Annotated in this window: 15 protein-coding genes; 8 read left to right on the top strand and 7 right to left on the bottom strand. The window is 63.7% G+C overall.

Going from position 1 to position 18,410, the window contains the following annotated elements; all coding sequences use genetic code 11:
- Positions 1-32 precede the first annotated feature (32 nt).
- The 5 genes from BIO17B3_RS13170 to BIO17B3_RS13150 all read right to left on the bottom strand — a co-directional run bounded on the left by BIO17B3_RS13170 (position 33) and on the right by BIO17B3_RS13150 (position 5,100).
- Positions 33-1,109, bottom strand: coding sequence for an MFS transporter (locus BIO17B3_RS13170; RefSeq protein WP_232054289.1), 1,077 nt, complete (start codon positions 1,107-1,109; stop codon positions 33-35).
- Between the two features lie 102 nt (positions 1,110-1,211).
- Positions 1,212-2,186 carry a serine/threonine protein kinase gene (locus BIO17B3_RS13165; RefSeq protein WP_156054367.1) on the bottom strand — a complete coding sequence of 325 codons (975 nt, stop codon included), beginning with the start codon at positions 2,184-2,186 and terminating at the stop codon, positions 1,212-1,214.
- Between the two features lie 27 nt (positions 2,187-2,213).
- Positions 2,214-2,756 carry a YaeQ family protein gene (locus tag BIO17B3_RS13160; protein ID WP_156054366.1) on the bottom strand — a complete coding sequence of 181 codons (543 nt, stop codon included), beginning with the start codon at positions 2,754-2,756 and terminating at the stop codon, positions 2,214-2,216.
- Between the two features lie 52 nt (positions 2,757-2,808).
- On the bottom strand, positions 2,809-4,254 hold the full coding sequence (locus BIO17B3_RS13155) for an MDR family MFS transporter (RefSeq protein WP_156054365.1): 1,446 nt from the start codon (positions 4,252-4,254) through the stop codon (positions 2,809-2,811).
- A 183-nt stretch (positions 4,255-4,437) separates the two neighbouring features.
- Positions 4,438-5,100, bottom strand: a complete 663-nt coding sequence (locus BIO17B3_RS13150; RefSeq protein WP_156054364.1) for a hypothetical protein — start codon at positions 5,098-5,100, stop codon at positions 4,438-4,440.
- Between the two features lie 334 nt (positions 5,101-5,434).
- Between BIO17B3_RS13150 and BIO17B3_RS13145 the strand changes: the two genes are divergently transcribed.
- Together BIO17B3_RS13145 and BIO17B3_RS13140 are read left to right on the top strand one after the other, a co-directional pair.
- On the top strand, positions 5,435-7,834 hold the full coding sequence (locus tag BIO17B3_RS13145; RefSeq protein ID WP_156054363.1) for a bifunctional diguanylate cyclase/phosphodiesterase: 2,400 nt from the start codon (positions 5,435-5,437) through the stop codon (positions 7,832-7,834).
- Positions 7,835-8,000: 166 nt separating this feature from the next.
- Positions 8,001-10,406, top strand: a complete 2,406-nt coding sequence (locus BIO17B3_RS13140) for a bifunctional diguanylate cyclase/phosphodiesterase (protein ID WP_156054362.1) — start codon at positions 8,001-8,003, stop codon at positions 10,404-10,406.
- A gap of 5 nt (positions 10,407-10,411) precedes the next feature.
- On the opposite strand, the gene purT is transcribed toward BIO17B3_RS13140, so the two are convergent.
- Positions 10,412-11,617 carry a formate-dependent phosphoribosylglycinamide formyltransferase gene (gene purT / locus BIO17B3_RS13135; protein ID WP_156054361.1) on the bottom strand — a complete coding sequence of 402 codons (1,206 nt, stop codon included), beginning with the start codon at positions 11,615-11,617 and terminating at the stop codon, positions 10,412-10,414.
- Between the two features lie 18 nt (positions 11,618-11,635).
- Positions 11,636-12,283, bottom strand: a complete 648-nt coding sequence (locus BIO17B3_RS13130; protein ID WP_156054360.1) for a DUF1345 domain-containing protein — start codon at positions 12,281-12,283, stop codon at positions 11,636-11,638.
- Positions 12,284-12,392: 109 nt separating this feature from the next.
- On the opposite strand from BIO17B3_RS13130, the gene argB reads away from it, so the two are divergent.
- The 6 genes from argB (at position 12,393) to BIO17B3_RS13100 (ending at position 18,407) form a co-directional block, all read left to right on the top strand.
- Complete coding sequence (gene argB / locus BIO17B3_RS13125) at positions 12,393-13,307, top strand: acetylglutamate kinase (RefSeq protein WP_013122296.1); 915 nt, start codon at positions 12,393-12,395, stop codon at positions 13,305-13,307.
- Positions 13,308-13,580: 273 nt separating this feature from the next.
- A complete protein-coding gene (locus tag BIO17B3_RS13120; protein ID WP_156054359.1) occupies positions 13,581-14,897 on the top strand; it encodes a glycine betaine/L-proline ABC transporter ATP-binding protein in 1,317 nt (438 codons plus the stop codon).
- Positions 14,881-15,762 carry a glycine betaine ABC transporter substrate-binding protein gene (locus tag BIO17B3_RS13115; protein WP_156054358.1) on the top strand — a complete coding sequence of 294 codons (882 nt, stop codon included), beginning with the start codon at positions 14,881-14,883 and terminating at the stop codon, positions 15,760-15,762. Before BIO17B3_RS13120 ends, BIO17B3_RS13115 begins: the two co-directional genes overlap by 17 nt.
- Before the next feature lie 124 nt (positions 15,763-15,886).
- Positions 15,887-16,747, top strand: coding sequence for a proline/glycine betaine ABC transporter permease (locus tag BIO17B3_RS13110; protein ID WP_156054357.1), 861 nt, complete (start codon positions 15,887-15,889; stop codon positions 16,745-16,747).
- Positions 16,747-17,607, top strand: a complete 861-nt coding sequence (locus BIO17B3_RS13105; RefSeq protein WP_156054356.1) for a glycine betaine ABC transporter substrate-binding protein — start codon at positions 16,747-16,749, stop codon at positions 17,605-17,607. Before BIO17B3_RS13110 ends, BIO17B3_RS13105 begins: the two co-directional genes overlap by 1 nt.
- A gap of 80 nt (positions 17,608-17,687) precedes the next feature.
- Positions 17,688-18,407, top strand: a complete 720-nt coding sequence (locus BIO17B3_RS13100) for an HAD-IA family hydrolase (RefSeq protein ID WP_232054288.1) — start codon at positions 17,688-17,690, stop codon at positions 18,405-18,407.
- Positions 18,408-18,410: the final 3 nt, after the last annotated feature.

The raw sequence follows: 18,410 nt of genomic DNA, 5'->3' as shown, positions 1-18,410 counted from the left end.
CAACTCAATTAAGTTCACTCAAGAATCAAACACTACACTAGCAGCAGGCCTGCAGCCAGACAGACGGCGCCAAAGGTGCAGAGAGCGGCGGTCGATACGCGGTCGGCCAGGCGTCCGGCGAGTGGGGCGGCCACGGCCACCGTCAGGGGCCAGGGGGTCAACGCCAGGCCGGTGACCAGCGCGCTTTCGCCGAGGCGGTTTTGAAAGTCGAAGACCAGGGCGACGATGCCCGCGATCTGCGCCGCGAAGCAGCAGATCGAGGCGAGCACCGACAGCCGGAACGCCGACACGCGCAGAAGATCGAGCGGAATGAGCGGCGCTTCAACCCGCCATTCGCGTGCGATCAGCGCTGCAAAGGCCGCGACAGCCACTGCCATCAGCACAGCGCCTTGCGCGGGCGAGGCCGCGAGCCGGTCGACGCCGAGCACGAGCGTGGCAAAACCCAGCGCGTTCAGGGCCATGCTGGGCAGATCGAGCGGGCGCTGACCCGGTGCGCTCTGCGGCAGCCTCCGCAGCGCCAGCAGGGTGATCAAGCCAACCGGCAGGTTGACGGCAAACAGCCAGCGCCAGTCGGCCAGCGAAAGAATCACCGCGCCGATGGTCGGCCCGGCTGCTGAGGACAGGGCCACGGTCAGCGCGCTCCAGCCGATGGCGCGGCCCAGCATGCGCTGCGGCACGATGGCGCGCAGCAAAGCGGCGTTGAGCGCCATGATGCCCGCACCGCCCAGACCCTGAATGAACCGCGCAGCCACCAGCCAGCCGAAGCTCGGCGCCATGACGCACAGGGCCGAGGCCAGGGTGAACACCGCCACGCCGCCGACGTAGAGCGTGCGATGCCCGATCTTGTCGCCGATAGCCGCGCAGGGGAACAGCGCCATGACCAGGGCCATCTGGTAGGCCGTGACCACCCAGATCGCCTGCGACGCGCTGACGTGCAATTCGGTGGAAATCGTGGGCAGGGCGACGTTGACGATAGTGCCGTCGAGCACGACCAGCACCGTCGCGAGCAGCACGCCGACCAGCGCCCAGAGCTGCCCGGGTTCGAGGGAGTCGCCAGTCTCGGTCTGCGCATGGGGCGCTGCATCGCGGCGAGACGGTATCGGTTTCACGGGAAAAGGCAGGGCATGGGGGGAATGATGGAACGCGAGCATGGATGCAAAGAACAGCATCGATGGACCGCCGATGGTTGCATTGATCTCTCCAGGCGGCTCCTAAATCCGCGGCGGGTCCTGCATCAACGCGACTTGCTCGCGCAACTCCAGGATGCGATCCTGCCAGTAACGCACGCTGCCGAACCAGGGAAACGCCGCGGGAAATGCGGGATCGCTCCAGCGGCTGGCGATCCAGGCGCTGTGATGCAGCAGGCGCAGGGTGCGCAGGGCCTCGACAAGGTGTTTCTCGCGATCATCGAACTCGCGGAACATCTCGTAGCCGCGCAGCAGCGCCGCGAACTGACGTCGCATGTCGGCTTCGTCGCCCGAGAGCAGCATCCACAAATCCTGAATCGCGGGGCCGCTGCGGCTGTCGTCGAAGTCGACGAAATGCGGGCCCTCGTCGGTCCAGAGCAGATTGCCCGGATGGCAATCGCCATGCAGCCGGATCAGCGACACGTCCCCGGCCCGCGCATAGGCTTGGCGCACGGTGTCAAGCGACTGATCGACGACGGCGAGCCAAGCGGCGCGCAGGTCTTCAGGCAGCCAGCCGCCGTCGAGCAACAAGTCGCGCGACGCCACGCCGAAGGTCTGCACATCCAGCGTGGGGCGGGCTTGGTAGGCGCGCGCGGCGCCAACGGCATGGAGCCTGCCGAGAGAGCGGCCCAACCATTCCAGCGTCTCGTCCTGTTCGATCTCTGGAGTGCGCCCGCCCTGGCGCGCGAACAGGGCCAGCCGATGCCCGGAGACGGCATGCAGAGTGCGGCCGCCCAAGAGCAGGGGCGGCACAACCGGCACCTCGCGCTCGGCCAGTTCCAGGGTGAAGGCGTGTTCTTCCAGAATGGCCGCGTCGCTCCAGCGGCCGGGGCGGTAGAACTTCGCGATGCGCTGGCTGCCGTCTTCCAGGCCCACCTGAAAGACCCGGTTCTCGTAACTGTTGAGCTGCAGCAGCGTGCCGTCGCAGCGCAGGCCCAGGCTGTCGATGGCATCGAGCACGCCTTCGGGGCTGAGATCGGCGTAGGTGAGCTGAGACATGACTTTGATGGCCCCTTTGATGGCCCTTTAAGCGGCGGCTTGCAGTGTCTCAAGTTCGACAGCGATCGTTGCCGCTGCGCTGCTGAGCGACACCGCGCCATCCTGCACCAGACATTGCAACTGCATCGTGCGCGCGGTGAGGCCACCCAGAGCCTGGCTGACCTCAGGCGGCATACGCAACACGGTGAGGTTTTTCAGCCGCGCGAGCTTGGCCGCGTTCTGCTTCCACCACACCGGGCAACTGCTGGCATGGCAGACCACGACAACCTGATCCGCGCGCCCGCAGGCTTTGCGCACGCGGCTCTCATCGGGCTGGCCGATGTCGATCCACAGCTTGATTGCGCCGGTGAGGTCTTTCACCCAGATGTCGGGCTCGTCCACGTCGAACAGGCCCTTGGTCAGAGCGATGCCCTCCTGCGCGTACAGCGCGTAGAGCAGCACCCGCACCATCATGCGCTCCTCGGTCTCGGAGGGGTGGCAGGCCAGGGTCAGGGCATGGTCGGCGTAGTAATGCCGGTCCATGTCGGCCACCTGCAGGTCGGCTTTGTAAATCGTTGCTTTCAGCGCCATGGCATGCATCACTCGGGAAGGAAACTCTGCATTGTGCGTTGCCGCGTCACTGTCACCCGTCATTCTGCGGCGCCACATGCCCGCTGACGATGGCGCCGTCGTGCGGCTGCAGGCGGATAAAGACGGGCAAGGCGAGCAGCGGCAGCGCGGCCAGCAGCAGAAAAGATAGATGAAAGGTCGCCAGCGAGGGCATCAAGTGATGGGGCGTGAACAGGCCCAGCCACGCAGCGCCCAGTGAAACGCCGAAACTCACGGTGAGCTGTTGCAGCAGCCCGCCCAAGCTGGTGGCGCGACTCAGGCGTTGCGCGGAGATGTCGGCATAGGCCAGGGTGTTGGAGGTCATGAACTGGGTGGAGCGCACTAGGCCGTAGAACACGATGGCCGCCGCAATCCACGCCGTTTCGGTGTGTGGCCCGATGAGGGCGAAGGTGCAAAGGCTGGTGGTGCAGGCCAGGGCACTGATCAGCAGCAGGGTGCGAAAGCCCAGCCGCCGCAGGGCGGTACCGACGAACACCCGCACCACCGGCGAGGCCACGGCCGACAGAAAGGTGAGCGCGCCCGACTGCACCGGGCTCATACCCAGCCCGAGCTGCAGCATGAGCGGCAACAGATAAACCGGGCCGTTCATCGCAATGCGGCACAGCCCGCCCGCCAGGGTGGCAATGCCGAAGGCGCGTTCGCGCAGCAGGCCCAGATCGACCGCCGGATGCGACCGGGTGCGGCTGTGGCGCCAAAACAGGCCCAGCAGCGCCACCGCCCCCAGCAGCAGCACAGCCAGCCAGGCGACCGGCAGATGGTCAGCGCCTTCCAGACAGACCTGCACCAAGCCCACCGCCAGGCCGAACAACACGAAGCCCCACAGATCGAAAGCTGGCGGCGCAGGGGCATCGACGTCGCGGATGAAGCGCGCGGTCAGCGCCATGCCCAGCAGACCGAAAGGCAGGTTGACATAGAAAATCCAGCGCCACGACAGCGCCGTGGTGAGATAGCCGCCGAGCAGCGGCCCGATCACCGGCCCGATGATGGCGGGCAGCGTCGCATAGGTCATGGCGCGAACCAGCTGCGAGCGCGGAAAGCTGCGCAGCAAAATGAGGCGTCCGACCGGCGTCATCATCGCCCCGCCCAAACCCTGCAACACCCGCATGGCCACCAGCATGGGAAAACTGTCGGCCAGCCCGCACAGCACCGAGCCGGTGGTGAACAGCCCCAGAGCGGCCACGAACACGCGGCGGCCGCCGAAGCGGTCGGCGCACCAGCCGCTCAGTGGAATGAACACCGCCAGGGTCAACACATAGGCGCTCACCGCCAGACTCATCTGCACCGCGCTGACCTGCAGCGACCGCGCCATGTCGGGAATGGCAGTGGTGACGATGGTGGCGTCGAGCTGCTCCATCAGGAAGGCGATGGCCACGATGATGGCGACCAGCGGGCGTCCTTGCTGAGCCGAGTCGTCCGTGTTCGGCGACGGCTGTTCAGCGGAAGGGGGGATTTGAGACAACGGGGTGGGCGACAAAAAACGAGGGAGGATCAGCGCTGGCGGTGTTGCGTGATTGTCCGCCAGGACACGAATCACCGCTGCGGCAGCCCCACTTGCTTTTGCTCAGCGCCGAAAAGCACAACACCCCGCCGGGGCGGGGTGTTGTGGAGTGCCGTGCAGACGAGGCGTTTACGGCCGCCGGGTTTACTGGCGCTTGAACAGTTCTACCAAATCGTCGCGCATCGGGGCGGTGGCGGCGACGTTGAGTTTGTAGTCTTTGCCGTCGAAAGTGATCTTGTTGATCATGGCCTCTTTTTTGTTCAGATCCAGCGTGACGGCGCGCAGGGTGGCGGTTTCAAAATATTTGGCGATTTTGGGGTTGCGCGCGGCGATCTCTTGCGGCTGCTTTTGCGCCCAAGTCGTGACGTGGAAAATCACGCTGCCCTTGTAGTTGTGCTCGGCCAGTTGTTCCAGCGCAACTTCAAGCAGCGCCATGTTTTCTTCCTTCTTCCACTCGCCGCCAAAGGCGAGGTATATGCCGTCTGAGGGCAGGAGGTGGGCGACGGCGGGGGCGATCTCGGCCTTGTCCTTCACCGACTCAAAGGTCAGCTGGGAGTCGGCCTTGTTCACCGTCAAGGTGCCGCCGATGCCGCCGGCCAGATCGTTGCAGATCACGGAACGGTTCACCAGAAGGCCCAGATGCGGACGCTGCATGGTCTGGGCCAGGGCGTTGCCCACCACCCCGCCGGCCATGATGCGGATGGTCTGGATTTCGCTGAAGGTCAGCGGCTTTTTGGCTTCTTGCGCAAACGCGGCCGACGAAAAGGCCAGGGCGGAGAGGGCGACGGTCAACAGAGCTTTTTTCATGGACTTCCTTTCAAAAAGAAAGCATGAGTATTAATTAGTTACATGAACACATGACGATTCCATCCACCTCCGCTTTGATGCAGGTCAAGCAAATGCTCGACTGTTGCGCAGCAGACCCTTTTCGGTCCGCTTGTGGCGAAAACGTAATGAGTTGTGTGGAAAAAGTACGTTTCCGTCAGATGATCGCCCTTAATTTACAGTGCCTTTCAAGGTCAATCCCTATTGTGACGACACTATCTAAACTACGGCAGTTCCGTTGACCTCCAACACGAGACCCCGACACCCCGGGCGACTCGCCCCAGACTGCAGCCCCTTGCAATCCGTTTTCGCACCGATGGATCAATCCCACCCTTCCAACAGATCGCGGCGTCCGCAGCGGGCCCTGTTGGCGCTGAATCTGGTCGGATACGCTGCGGGCGCCCTCACGATTCTGGGCTACGGGCTGATCGGGCTGCTGCCCACTTTTGTGGCCTGGGCCTACTTTCTGGCCGGGGCGCTGGGCAACATCGGGCTGTATTTCTGGATACAGGGCCTGAGCGACGAAGCGGTTCGCACCAAAACCTACCCCACCTACGTCTTTCTGCTGCTCAACGTGGGCGTGCAGCTGGGCTTTGCCATCTGGCAACCGCAGATTGCGTTCATCGCCATGCTGATCCTGATTGGCATCGTGCCCATCGAAGTGCTGCGCTTTCGCCGTCGCCAGATCGTGTTCATGTACGGCCTGATCGCGGCGATGACCCTGATCGCTCTCTTGTTGAGCGCGGGCCGCTGGAGCATTCCCACCAACGGCTGGACGCAGCAGACGCTGCTGTGGATTGCGTTCACCGAAGCGCTGGCTTTCAGCATCGCCACGCAGTTGTTCAAAGAGCGCTTCAGCCGCAAGCTGGTGCAGCACAACGAGCAGATCCGCGACGAGTACAAGACCTATCGCACCATCGCCCATCGCGATGATCTCACCGGCTTGGCCAACCGCCGGGCGTTCATGCAGAAATTGAGCGCCACGCTGGTCAAGCATCCGCATCAGGCTCTGGCCGTGGGCATGATCGATCTCGACCGCTTCAAGATCGTCAACGACCGTCTGGGCCATTCGGTGGGAGATCAACTACTGGTGGCCGTGGGCCAGCGTCTGCGTAGCGTGCTGCGCCAGACCGATGTGCTGGCGCGGCTGGGCGGAGACGAGTTCGTGGTGATGTTCACCGGGTACACCTCGCTCGACCAGCTGCGCGCAGTGGCCGACCGATTGGTCAAAAGCATGGAGCAGGAGTGCACGGTGCAGAGCCACGCCCTGCAGATCGGGCTGTCGCTGGGCATCGTCATTCAGCAGCAAGCGCAGCCGGTGGATGCGCTCACCTTGATGCGCCGCGCCGATCTGGCGATGTACGCCTCCAAGGAAGGCGGCCGCCAACAGTACCGCTTTTTCGACCAGCATATGGAAGACGCCCTGCAGGAGCATGATCGCAAGCTCAACTGGGTGCTCGACGCGCTGCATCACAACCGGCTGGAACTGCACTACCAGCCCATTCTGTCACTCGATGGCGGCACGGCTGCGGGCGTGGTTGGCGTCCACAGCGCCGAAGCGCTGCTGCGCCTGCGCGACGCCGACGGCGTGCACACGGCGGGCGCCTTCGAGTCGGTGCTCGATGACGAGCAAATCGGTGTGCCGGTCGGACGTTTCGTACTGTCTGCCGCGCTCGATCAGGCGCAGCGCTGGCATCTGCAGGGCCGGGAGATTCAGGTCAACGTCAACATCAGTCCGCGCCATTTTCTCGATCCGCAGTTTCTCTCCGACCTGCGTACCGCGCTGGAACGCCATCCGCAATGTCCGCCGGAACGGCTCGTGCTCGAAGTCACCGAGCATGGCTCCGAGCTCGACAGCCGCATGGCCAGCTTTGTCGTCAGCCGGTGCCGCCATCTCGGCGTGCGGGTCGCGCTCGACGACTTTGGCACCGGCAGCGCCAGCCTCACCCATCTGCAACAACTCGAGGTCTCGTCGGTCAAGATCGACCGCAGCTTCACCCGCGACCTGTTCACCAGCGGCGCCGGGCTGAGCATCACTTACGGGCTGCTGCGCACCGCCGCGCTGATGGGCCTGGCCGTGGTGGCCGAGGGCGTGAGCACGCCGCAACACGCGCTGGCGCTGGCCTCCATGTCGTGCCGCCGTTTTCAGGGTTATGCCATCGCCCGGCCGATGACCGCCGAAGCCATGGATGCCTGGCTCACCACCTGGCGCTCGCAACTGCCTTGGGCGGCCTTGCTGCCCAAGCAGGCGCAAATCTCGCCCGATGCGATCCACGCCCTGGTGCAGCACAACAACACCGCGCTGCACGCCGAGCGCGGCACCATCAGTTCGGAAGAACGCAAGCAGCTCATCGAGCCAGATGCCCAGAACGCCTGCGCCCTTGGCCTGTGGTGCCACGAAAATGGCGCGCGTTACAGCAACCGGCCCGGATTTCTGAGACTGATGCGCGAACATCATGTGTTTCACAACCGGCTGCGCGAAGAACTGGCCGAGGCCCCGCTGAGCCCGGAGTCGGCCAGGATCAAGAGCCTGGGCGAGCAAAGCCGCATCATTCGGCACCAGTTCTGGAATCTGATTCTGCTGGGCGTCGACAAGCCCGTCGAATCTGACCAAGAGGAAGCCAACTCAACCGAATTCAACAGCGTGTTCGGGCCGGCTTCGGCCGAGTCCATCGAAGCGCCCTCCACCCCGCCAGCACTCAAACTCGTTCTGTGAGTATTTTTTGGTGAAATGAGCGGGCGCTGCAAGCCTTGCCGCTTGCATTGCCTCTGCGCCGCATGAACACTCCATCACAACAAGACGCTTTCGCTCGTGCGCAGCATGTCCGGCCTCCGCCACTCGCGGGGTGCCCGCCTGCAGCGTGCCGCGGCCCAGACTGAACATGACGCAGCGCGCCCCTGATCAAAACCCAGACAACCGCCCCGCACCGTCCACCGCCCTGCTGAACCGCACTCTCGCAGGTTATGTGCTCTACGCGGTGCTGTTGCTCGCCTATGCCGCGGCGGGGCTGCTGCCCTGGCTGGCTGCCGTCGCCTACGGCCTGCTCGGGGTGACGGTCAATCTGCTCCTGCTCAACTGGCTGCTCTACTTCCCCCGGACGCAGAACAGCACGGATGATTTTCCGGTCACGCTGTTCCTGCTGCTCAACGCCGGGCTGCAGTTCCTGTTCTTCGCCTTGTTGCCGTCAGTGGGGGCGCTGTTCGTGCTGCCGCTGTTTGCGCTGATTCCAATCGCCGCGCTGCATGTGCGTCGGCTTCAGATTACCGCCAGCCTGCTGCTGCTTGCGGCGCTCAGCGCGGTGGCGATAGGGCTCAGTCCTGGCCGAATTCAGTTGCCCACGGCGGACGGGCAGCAGCGCGCACTGGCATGGGCTGCCGTGCTGACCGTGCTCGCCTTCGGCGCCACGCTCATGATGACCGTCGAAGGCTTCAGCCGCGCGCTCATCAAGGACAACCTGCGGCTGACCAAGGCGTTCAAGGCGCTGCGCCGCTTCGCCCTGCGCGACGAGCTGACCGGGCTGGCCAATCGCCGCATCTTTCTCGATCACCTCAACGAGCTGATGCAGCGCCGCCCGAACCAGACGCTGACCATCGGACTGATGGATCTCGACCGCTTCAAATCCGTCAACGACCGGCTGGGCCACATCATCGGCGATCAGTTGCTAGTCGCCGTGGGACAACGGCTGCGCGGTGTGCTGCGCGAGGGCGATCTGCTGGCCCGTTTCGGCGGCGATGAATTCGTGGTGCTGCTGCCCGGCTACAGCACCGAACAGCAGCTCAGCTACATCGCCAAACGGCTGGTGAACTGCATCGAAGCGCCGTTCATCATTCAGGGCAACAGCCTGCAGATCGGGCTGTCGCTCGGTCTGGTGGTACAGCAGCCCGACGCGCCCGTCGACGCGCAAACCCTGGTGCGGCGGGCCGACATGGCCATGTATGCGGCGAAGAAAAACGGCCGACAGCAATACCGCATCTTCGATCAGCAGATGGAAGACGCCATGCAGGAGCGGCACCGCAAGCTGCAATGGGTTCAGTCGGCGCTGCGCGACAACCGGCTGGAACTGCAGTATCAGCCCATTCTGTCTCTGCAGGCGGCATCAACCACCAAAGGGGCGGAACCGCAGGTGCAGATCGACGGCGCCGAAGCCCTGCTGCGGCTGCGCGACGCGGCGGGCTTGCACCGTGCGGCGACGTTCGAGGCCGTGCTCGACGACGACACCCTGGCCGTGGCGGTGGGCCGTTTCGTGCTGGCCGCGGCCATGCGCCAGGCCGACGCCTGGTTCGGTGCGGGGCGCGCGCTGCAGATCAGCGTCAACATCAGCCCGCGGCATTTTCTCGATCCGCAATTTCTTTCCGACCTGCGCAGCGTGCTGGCCCAACACCCGCAGTGCCCGCCCGGGTTGCTGGCGCTGGAACTGACCGAGCACGGCTCCGAGCTCGACGGCGCGATGGCGCGCTTCATGGTCGCGCAATGCCGCCAGCTGGGCGTGCAGGTCATCCTCGACGACTTCGGCACTGGCAGCGCCAGCCTGATCCACCTGCAGCAACTCGAAATCACCTCGGTCAAGATCGACCGCAGCTTCACCCATGACCTGTTCACCAGCGGCGCGGGCCTGAGCATTTCCTACGGCCTGCTGCGCATCGCCGAGCTCATGGGGCTGGAAGTGATCGGCGAAGGCGTGGGCTCGGCGCAGCATGCGCTGGCGCTGTCGTCCATGGGCTGTAGGCGCTTTCAGGGCTACGCCATTTCGCCGCCGCTGTCGCTGTCCAACTTCGAAGTCTGGCTGGCCAACTGGCCCCAACTCATCCCCTGGACGGCCTCGCTACGCCACCAGCCGGCCATCTCGGCCGATGCCATTCAGGCCCTGGTGTGGCACAACGCCGTGGCGCTGCGCGCGCAGCAAGACACCCTGAGCGAGAGTGAGCGTCAGCAGTTTCTCAAGCCGAACGCCGCGCTGCAAAGCGAGCTGGGTCTTTGGTGCCAGACCCATCAGGCGATGTATGAAGATCGGCCCGCGTTCCTGCGCCTGATTCGCGAGCTGCACATCTTTCACACCCGGCTACGCGAGCAGCTGGCGACCAGGGCGCCGATCGAGCCGGCGCAGGCCGCGCAGCTCAAGGCGCACAGCCGCGTGGTGCGGCACCAGTTCTGGAATCTGGTGCTGGTGAACATTCCGCCCGTGGCGGCGGAATCGGCGTCGCGCCAAGCGGGCCGAGATGCCGACCGAAACGCCGACTCGCGCTCGGGCGGTTTCGACAGCTCGATGCACTCCACCTTGCCGCTATAACGCTCTCAGCTTGACGCCACCACCCGCACCTGCTGCGCGGCGCGCTTGGCATTGGCGCGCGCGGCGTCGGTCGATTCGGCGCGGGCCAGCGCCACGCCCATGCGGCGTTTCACAAAACTCTCGGGTTTGCCGAACAGTCGCAGATCCGTTCCGGGTATGGCCAGCGCCGCTTCCACGCCTTCGAAGCGCACGCCGCGCGCCTCGACTGCCCCGTAGATCACCGCGCTGGCGCCCGCGGTCTTGAGCGACGGGTCCACCGGCAGGCCGAGTATGGCCCGGGCGTGCAGCTCGAACTCGCTCTGCCACTGGGTGATGAGGGTGACCAGCCCGGTGTCGTGCGGGCGCGGGCTGACCTCGCTGAACCACACCTGCTCGCCCTTGACGAACAGTTCCACGCCAAAAATGCCGCGCCCGCCCAGCGCTTCGGTGATGCGCCGCGCCATGTCGCGGCTGCGCTCCAGCGCCACCGGGTTCATGGGGTGCGGCTGCCAGCTTTCCACATAGTCGCCAGCCACTTGCACATGGCCGATAGGTTCGCAGAAGTCGGTGCGCACGGCGCCGTCGGCGCCCATGCTGCGCACGGTGAGCTGGGTGATTTCATAATCGAAATCGATGAAGCCCTCGACGATCACACGGCTCTGCGCCACGCGCCCGCCCGACATCGCCGCCTCCCAGGCGGGGCGCACGTCGGCCGGGCCGTCGAGCTTGCTCTGCCCCTTGCCCGAGGAACTCATCACCGGCTTGACCACGCAGGGATAGCCGATGCCGCCATCGATCGCGGCCTGCAGTTGCTCCAGCGAATCGGCGAAGGCATAGGGCGAGGTAGCCAGACCCAGCTCTTCGGCGGCCAGTCGGCGGATGCCTTCGCGGTTCATGGTCAGCCGCGCCGCGCGGGCTGTGGGAATGACGGTCACCACACCGGCAGCCTCCAGCTCTTCGAGCACTGGCGTGGCGATGGCCTCGATTTCCGGCACCACCAGATGCGGCTTTTCCTGCAGGATGAGGGCGCGCAAGGCCTCGGGATCGGTCATTTGAATCGTGCGGGCATGGTGCGCCACCTGCTGCCCCGGCGCGTGGTCGTAGCGGTCCACCGCGATGGTTTCCACGCCCAGGCGCTGCAGCGCGATGAGCACTTCCTTGCCCAGTTCGCCCGCGCCGAGCAGCATCACGCGGGTGGCCGAAGGGGAAAGCGGGGTGCCAAGGGTCGTCATGTCAAAGTCCTTCACGATTTAGAAAGCGCCGGCCAGGGCATTGACCGTCAGCGCCAGAATCACCACATTGAAAAAGAACGCCGCCACGCTGTGCAGCAACACCAGATGGCGCACATGCCGCCCGGCGATGTTCACGTCCGAGGTCTGAAAGGTCATGCTCAGCACCACGGAAAAATAGAGATAGTCCCAATAATCGGGCACCTGACTGTTGGGGAACATCAGCGCAGGCGTGCCCGCCGTGCGCGCGGTGTAGTCGCTATGGGCGTATTGCAGGGCGAAGATCACCGAAAAAAACAGCCAGGACAGCACGATGCTGCTTCCGGCCAGCGCCAGCGCGCCGGGGTGACCGCGCACTGCATGCAACTCCACCGACAGCGCAGCGAACACCGCGCCCGACAGCACCAGGCTGAACAGCAGCACCGTCCAGCGTCCTTCGGCCTCCAGCTCGGTGCGGCGCTTGAGCGTTTCGGTCGTGGCGTGCGCCATCATCCAGGCGGTGCTGACAAGAAACAGCAGCGCACTGGCATCGAACGCCCAGAGCAACGCAATAGTGTGCGGCAAAGTGGCACTGAGCACCGCCCACAGCACCACGCCCAGCGCAATGGCTGCGCTCAAACGCGGGCGGTGTCTGAGTGTGCGGTAGAGGGTGAGAAGCGGATTGCGCATGGGGCATGAAGTGTAGGGTGAGTTCAAAGCGACATGCCCGGCGATGAATCCCTAGAATTGCGCACCGCAACATCGCCTCCGCCCCCTCCCTTCACGACCAAGGTTCGCCATGACCGCCGACACGTCCACCGACTTCCCCGATCTGTCGCATATCGCCCCCCGCGAAAAAGCCGAAATCCTCGCCCAGGCCCTGCCCTATATCCGTAAATTTCACGGCAAAACTCTGGTCATCAAATACGGCGGCAACGCCATGACCGACCCGGCCCTGCAGCAAGACTTTGCCGAGGACGTGGTACTGCTCAAGCTGGTGGGCATGAACCCGGTGGTGGTGCATGGCGGCGGCCCGCAGATCGACGAGGCTTTGAGCCGCGTGGGCAAGAAGGGTACCTTCGTGCAAGGCATGCGCGTGACCGACGACGAAACCATGGAAGTGGTGGAATGGGTGCTGGCCGGCCAGGTGCAGCAAGACATCGTCGGCCTGATCAACCACGCCGGCGGCAAGGCGGTGGGACTGACCGGGCGAGACGGCGGCTTGATCCGCGCGCGCAAACTGCGCATGCGCGACCGCGAGAATCCTGAAGCCGAGATCGACGTCGGCCAGGTGGGCGAAGTGGCGGCCATCGACCCTTCGGTGGTCAAGGCGCTGCAGGACGATCAGTTCATTCCGGTCATCTCGCCCATCGGCTTCGGCGAGGACAACGCCTCGTTCAACATCAACGCCGACGTGGTGGCGGGCAAGCTGGCCGAAGTGCTGCGCGCCGAAAAGCTGCTGCTGCTCACCAATATTCCCGGGGTGATGAACAAGAAGGGCGAACTGCTCACCGATCTCACCGCGCATGAAATCGACGACATGTTCGCCGACGGCACCATTTCCGGCGGCATGCTGCCCAAAATCTCGTCCGCACTGGAAGCCGCCAAATCCGGCGTCAACTCGGTGCACATCGTCGATGGCCGCATTCCGCACGCCATCCTGCTCGAAGTGCTGACCGAACAGGCCTTCGGCACCATGATCCGCTCGCACTGACCCTGCCTCCTCCCCGACTGCCGGACAAGAACCGGCGCAGGATCAGCCTACCGAGAATCTCCACCGCCCCGAAAAAGCCGCATTCTTTGCGGCTTTTTTTGTTTTTTGCCGCTGAACAGTGAGTAAATTTATCGCTTTAGGCACATCTTCCTGGCATCGCGGGCATTTTAGTAAATTGTCCTGGTCATGACCCATTATTTGGATGATGATTTATTGATTATTTCTGAATAATAATATAAAATATTGATTCTTTTATAGGAATTCATTATAACGATGACAGATAATCCACAAACCCACCCGAAAATAAGCATTCAATCCGTCAGCAAAATATTTGGCAAACACCCCAATAAGGCCATCGAGCTTCTAAAAAATGGTCTTGGAAAATCCAAAGTCCAGGCGGAAACGGGGGTGGTTGTGGGTGTTCACGATGTCAGCCTGGATATCTATCCCGGTGAAATTTTTGTGATAATGGGCTTATCGGGAAGCGGCAAATCCACCCTGCTTCGGCTCATCAATCGACTGCAAGACCCTACGGTCGGCAGAATTTTGGTCGATGGCGAAGATGCCACCGCGATGAACGCCAAGGCCCTGCGCGCGCTGCGGCGCCAGAAGTTCGGCATGGTGTTCCAAAGCTTCGCCTTGCTGCCGCACCGCACGGTGCTGGGCAATGTGGAATTCGGCCTCGAAATTCAGGGCATGTCCAAGACGCAGCGCCAGGAGCGCGCCATGCAGGTCATCGAGACCGTCGGCCTGAAAAACTACGAAAGCCGTTACGCCTCCGAGTTGTCCGGGGGCATGCAACAGCGCGTCGGCCTGGCGCGCGCGCTGGCGGCCGACCCGGAGATTTTGCTGATGGACGAGGCGTTCAGCGCGCTCGATCCCTTGATCCGCAGCCAGCTTCAGGATGATTTGCTCGAAATTCAGGAGCGCCTGGGCAAGACGATTGTGTTCGTGTCGCACGATCTGGACGAAGCCATCAAGATTGGCACGCGCATTGCCATCCTTCGGGACGGCCGCCTGATCCAGATCGGGACGCCGCAGCAAATCCTGTCTGCGCCGGCAGACGACTACGTTTCGGCCTTCGTCGAAGGGGCCGACCGCACCAAGGTGCTTACCGCCGAGCAGATCATGCAGCCGTTGCGCGTGGCGGCGAACATCCGCGATTCGGCGCGCACCGTGTTGCGCAAAATGGAACGCAGCGGATTCAGCGGGCTCATCGTGATCGACAGCGCGCGCAACCTCAAGGGCTTCATCGAACTGGCCCATGTCACCGCCCAGCGCGACGCCGAGCGCATCAGCCTGGCGCAGGTTCGCCCGCTGCCCACTGCGACGCCCGACGCCAAACTGGCCGATCTGATCCAGCGCGTCAACACCGAAGGCTCTCCGCTGTGCATTGTCGATGCGCGCAACCGCGTGATCGGCGTGGTGGACAAGAGCAGCCTTATCGCGGCATTGGCCCAGAGCGATCAGAACACGGAGAATGCCGCCGCCCCTGCAGCAGACTCCGCCGCAGGAACAGCGCAACCAGTCATCGGTTCCGTTGCATCCGCTTTCGACACCCAGGAGATCGACCATGCCTCGCAAACCTGACACTTCGGCCACGCCGCAGCCCAACCTGTCACGTCGCCGTGCTACCCAGCTTGCCGCGGGCAGTTTGCTGCTGCCCTGGGCCGTGGCGCAGGCCGCACCCACCCCCATCCGCCTGGGCTACGTGAAGGCGTGGCCGAGCAGCAATATCCCCTCCAATCTGGTCGCCGCCTATGTGCGCAAGCGCCTTGGCATTCCGGTCGAGCTGGTTTCCAGCGAACCGGGGCCGATGTGGGAGGCCGTGGCCAGCGGGCGCACCGACCTCACCCTCACCGTCTGGTTGCCCGGCACCAGTGAGGTGTACTACCACAAGCTGCGCAACAAGCTGGTGCATCTGGGCGCCTACTACCAAGGCACCCGTCTTGGCCTGACCGTGCCCGACTATGTGCCGGTCAAGACCATTGCGCAGTTGCAGTCGCATCACGCGCAGTTTCACGACAAGATTTACGGCGTCGAATCCGGCTCGGTCGTCAACATGATGGCCAACAAGGCCATCAAGACTTACCACCTCGCGCCGATGGAACTTGTCAGCAGTTCGACTTCGGCGATGACCGTCCAGCTCAAGCGCGCCATTGCCCGCAAGGACTGGATCGTCGTCACCGGCTGGCAGCCGCTGTGGATCTGGGCCGATTTCAAATTGCATTTCCTCGACGATCCCGAGGGCGTGTTCGGCGGCGTGGGCCATATGGACACGGTGATCAACCCGCAACTGCAGCGCCGCGCGCCGCAGGTCGTCGACTGGTTGCGTACCTTCCGCCTGCAGCAGGTCGAGTTGGCCAGCATGCTGCTGCAGCTCTCCAACGGCCAGTCGGCGGAGCAGATCGCCGCGCAATGGCTGGCCCGCCAACCCGAGAGCTTGATGGGCTGATCTCGATTCAGTGCTTCGGTTCAGTGACTTCGGCTCAATCTTCCCTGGTGTGGCTGTTGACCGATCAGTGCCGAGCCCACAGGCGCAGCTTTGCCCTGAGCGGCACTTTCAAGGAGAACCCTCAATGACATTTGGACACCCGATTCCCATTGGCGACTGGGTCAGCAACGGCGTCAACAAACTGACCGACCGTTACGCGGCCGCCTTCGACTCCATCACCCACGCCGTTCACTTTCTCATCTCCGGACTGCAGACCGGCCTGGCCTGGATACCCGTGCCGGTCTTCATCGCGCTGGTGGCCGTACTCGCTCTGGCGGCCATGGGATGGAAACGTCCGGGCGGCTGGTCTCTGGCGATTTTCAGCGTTCTGGGTCTGGGTCTGGTGTGGAACCTCAGCTACTGGGACGATCTGATCAAGACCCTGGCGCTGGTGCTGGCCGCCGAAGTGCTGGTCATTCTGATCGGCGTGCCCACCGGCATTCTGAGCGCTAAAAGTCGGCTGCTTGAAAAGACGCTGCGGCCCGTGCTCGACATCATGCAGACCATGCCGGCCTTCGTATACCTGGTGCCTGCCGTCATCTTCTTCGGTCTGGGACTGGTGCCCGGGGTGATCTCCACCACCATCTTCGCGTTGCCGCCCCTCATCCGCCTGACCACGCTGGGCATCCGGCAGGTTCCGCACGAACTGGTCGAAGCCACGCAGTCTTTCGGCGCCACCTGGTGGCAACTGCTCACCAAGGTCCAGATTCCCTCGGCTCTCCCGTCCATCATGGCCGGGGTCAATCAAAGCATCATGCTAGGCCTTTCGATGGTGGTCATCTCCGCGATGATCGGCGCGGGCGGCCTGGGCAATGTGGTGCTCGAAGGCATCACGCAACTCGACGTCGGCAAAGGTTTTGTCGGCGGCCTGTGCGTGGTGATTCTGGCGATCATTCTCGATCGCCTGACCCAGTCCCTGGGTCGTCTCAACAAGGAGAAACACTAATGCAACGACGTCAATTCCTCTCACTCGGCGCCGTGGCGGCCGCCACGGCCGTCACTGGCATGCCCGCTTTCGCCGCCGACAAGGCACCGATCAGCATGACCTATGTCGCCTCTTGGCCGGACAGCAACATCAACACCCACATCGCGGCGCGCATCATTCAGGAAAAGCTGGGCTACCCTACTCATCTGACTTCGACCGATGCCGGGCCGATGTGGGCCGCAGTGGCCTCAGGCCGTGCCGACGCCATGCTCACCGCCTGGTTGCCCACCACCCATCAGGTGTATTGGGACAAGTACAAAAAAGACGTGGTCGATCTCGGCGCCATCACCGAAGGCACCTGGCTGGGCCTGGCCGTGCCGAAGTATGTGCCCATCAATACCATCGCCGAACTCGAAGCGCATCACGCCAAGTTCAAGAACCGCATCATAGGTATCGAGGCCGGAGCGGGCATCATGATCAACACCCAGAAGGCAATCAAGGCCTATGACCTCAAACACATGGAACTGCTGACCAGCTCGACCGCGGCCATGGAGGCTCAGCTCAAGCGAGCGGTGGAGCGCAAGGACTGGATCGTGGTCACCGCCTGGAAACCGCTGGGCATCTGGGCGCAATTCCCGCTCAAGACGCTGGAAGACCCGAAGCACATCTACGGCGTGAGCGGCCATATCGACGCCGTCATCAACCCCAAGCTGGAAAAGAGAGCTCCCCGCGTGGTGCAGTTCCTGCGCGACTATAAGATGCCGCTGGACGACATACAGGCCATGATGGCCGAACTCGACGACGGCAAGAGCATACCCGAAGTAACCGCTCAGTGGATCAGCGCCCATCAGGCACAGGTCGACGGCTGGACCAAGGCCTGACCGGAGCCAACGGTCCCTTCGGATCGGTTCCAATGCATACCGCCGCGCCACTACGGCGGTTTTTTATGGCCGATACCTTCATGCCGTTTTCATCCCCGCAGAACCGCCCACAGACCGTCTGGCTGCTCGATCTTGACAACACCCTGCACGACGCCTCGTGGCGCGTGTTTCCGCTGATGAATGCGCAGATGACGGCCTTCATCGAACGGCATCTGGGCGTGGGGCGAGCGGAAGCCAACCGCATTCGCGCCCATTTCTGGCAACGCTACGGCGCCACGCTGCTGGGCCTGATGCACGAGCATGGCGTGGACGCCGCGCAATTTCTGCGCGAGACGCACGACTTTCCCCACCTGCCTCGCATGCTGCGCTGCGACGGCAGCGAGCGCGCCGCGCTGGCGCGTCTGCCGGGTCGCAAACTGGTGCTCACCAATGCCCCGCGCAACTATGCCCGCCGCGTGCTGAAAACACTCAAACTCTGGCCGCTGGTCGACGGCCTGATCGCGGTGGAAGACATGTGGATGTTCCACAAACTGCGCCCCAAGCCGGACGCGCGCATGCTGCGCCATGTGCTCGCCCGCCACCGACTCAGGCCCGCGCAATGCGTGCTGGTCGAAGACACGCCCGGGCATTTGCAAGCCGCCCGCCGCATCGGCCTGCGCGGCGCTTGGATGGTGCGCTACGCCCGCCGCGCCGCGCGAGCAAGGCGCGATCTGCCCATGGAACGCACCGGTCTGCACGGACGGCCGGATTTCGTCGCCGCGCGCATCCGCAGCCTGAGTGAACTCAGGCGGCTGGGTTGAAGC

This window comes from Thiomonas sp. OC7, from assembly GCF_900634595.1.
GTDB lineage: Bacteria > Pseudomonadota > Gammaproteobacteria > Burkholderiales > Burkholderiaceae_C > Thiomonas > Thiomonas arsenitoxydans.
Note: the sequence above shows the minus strand (reverse complement) of the source record. Positions and strands in the feature narration are given on the sequence as shown.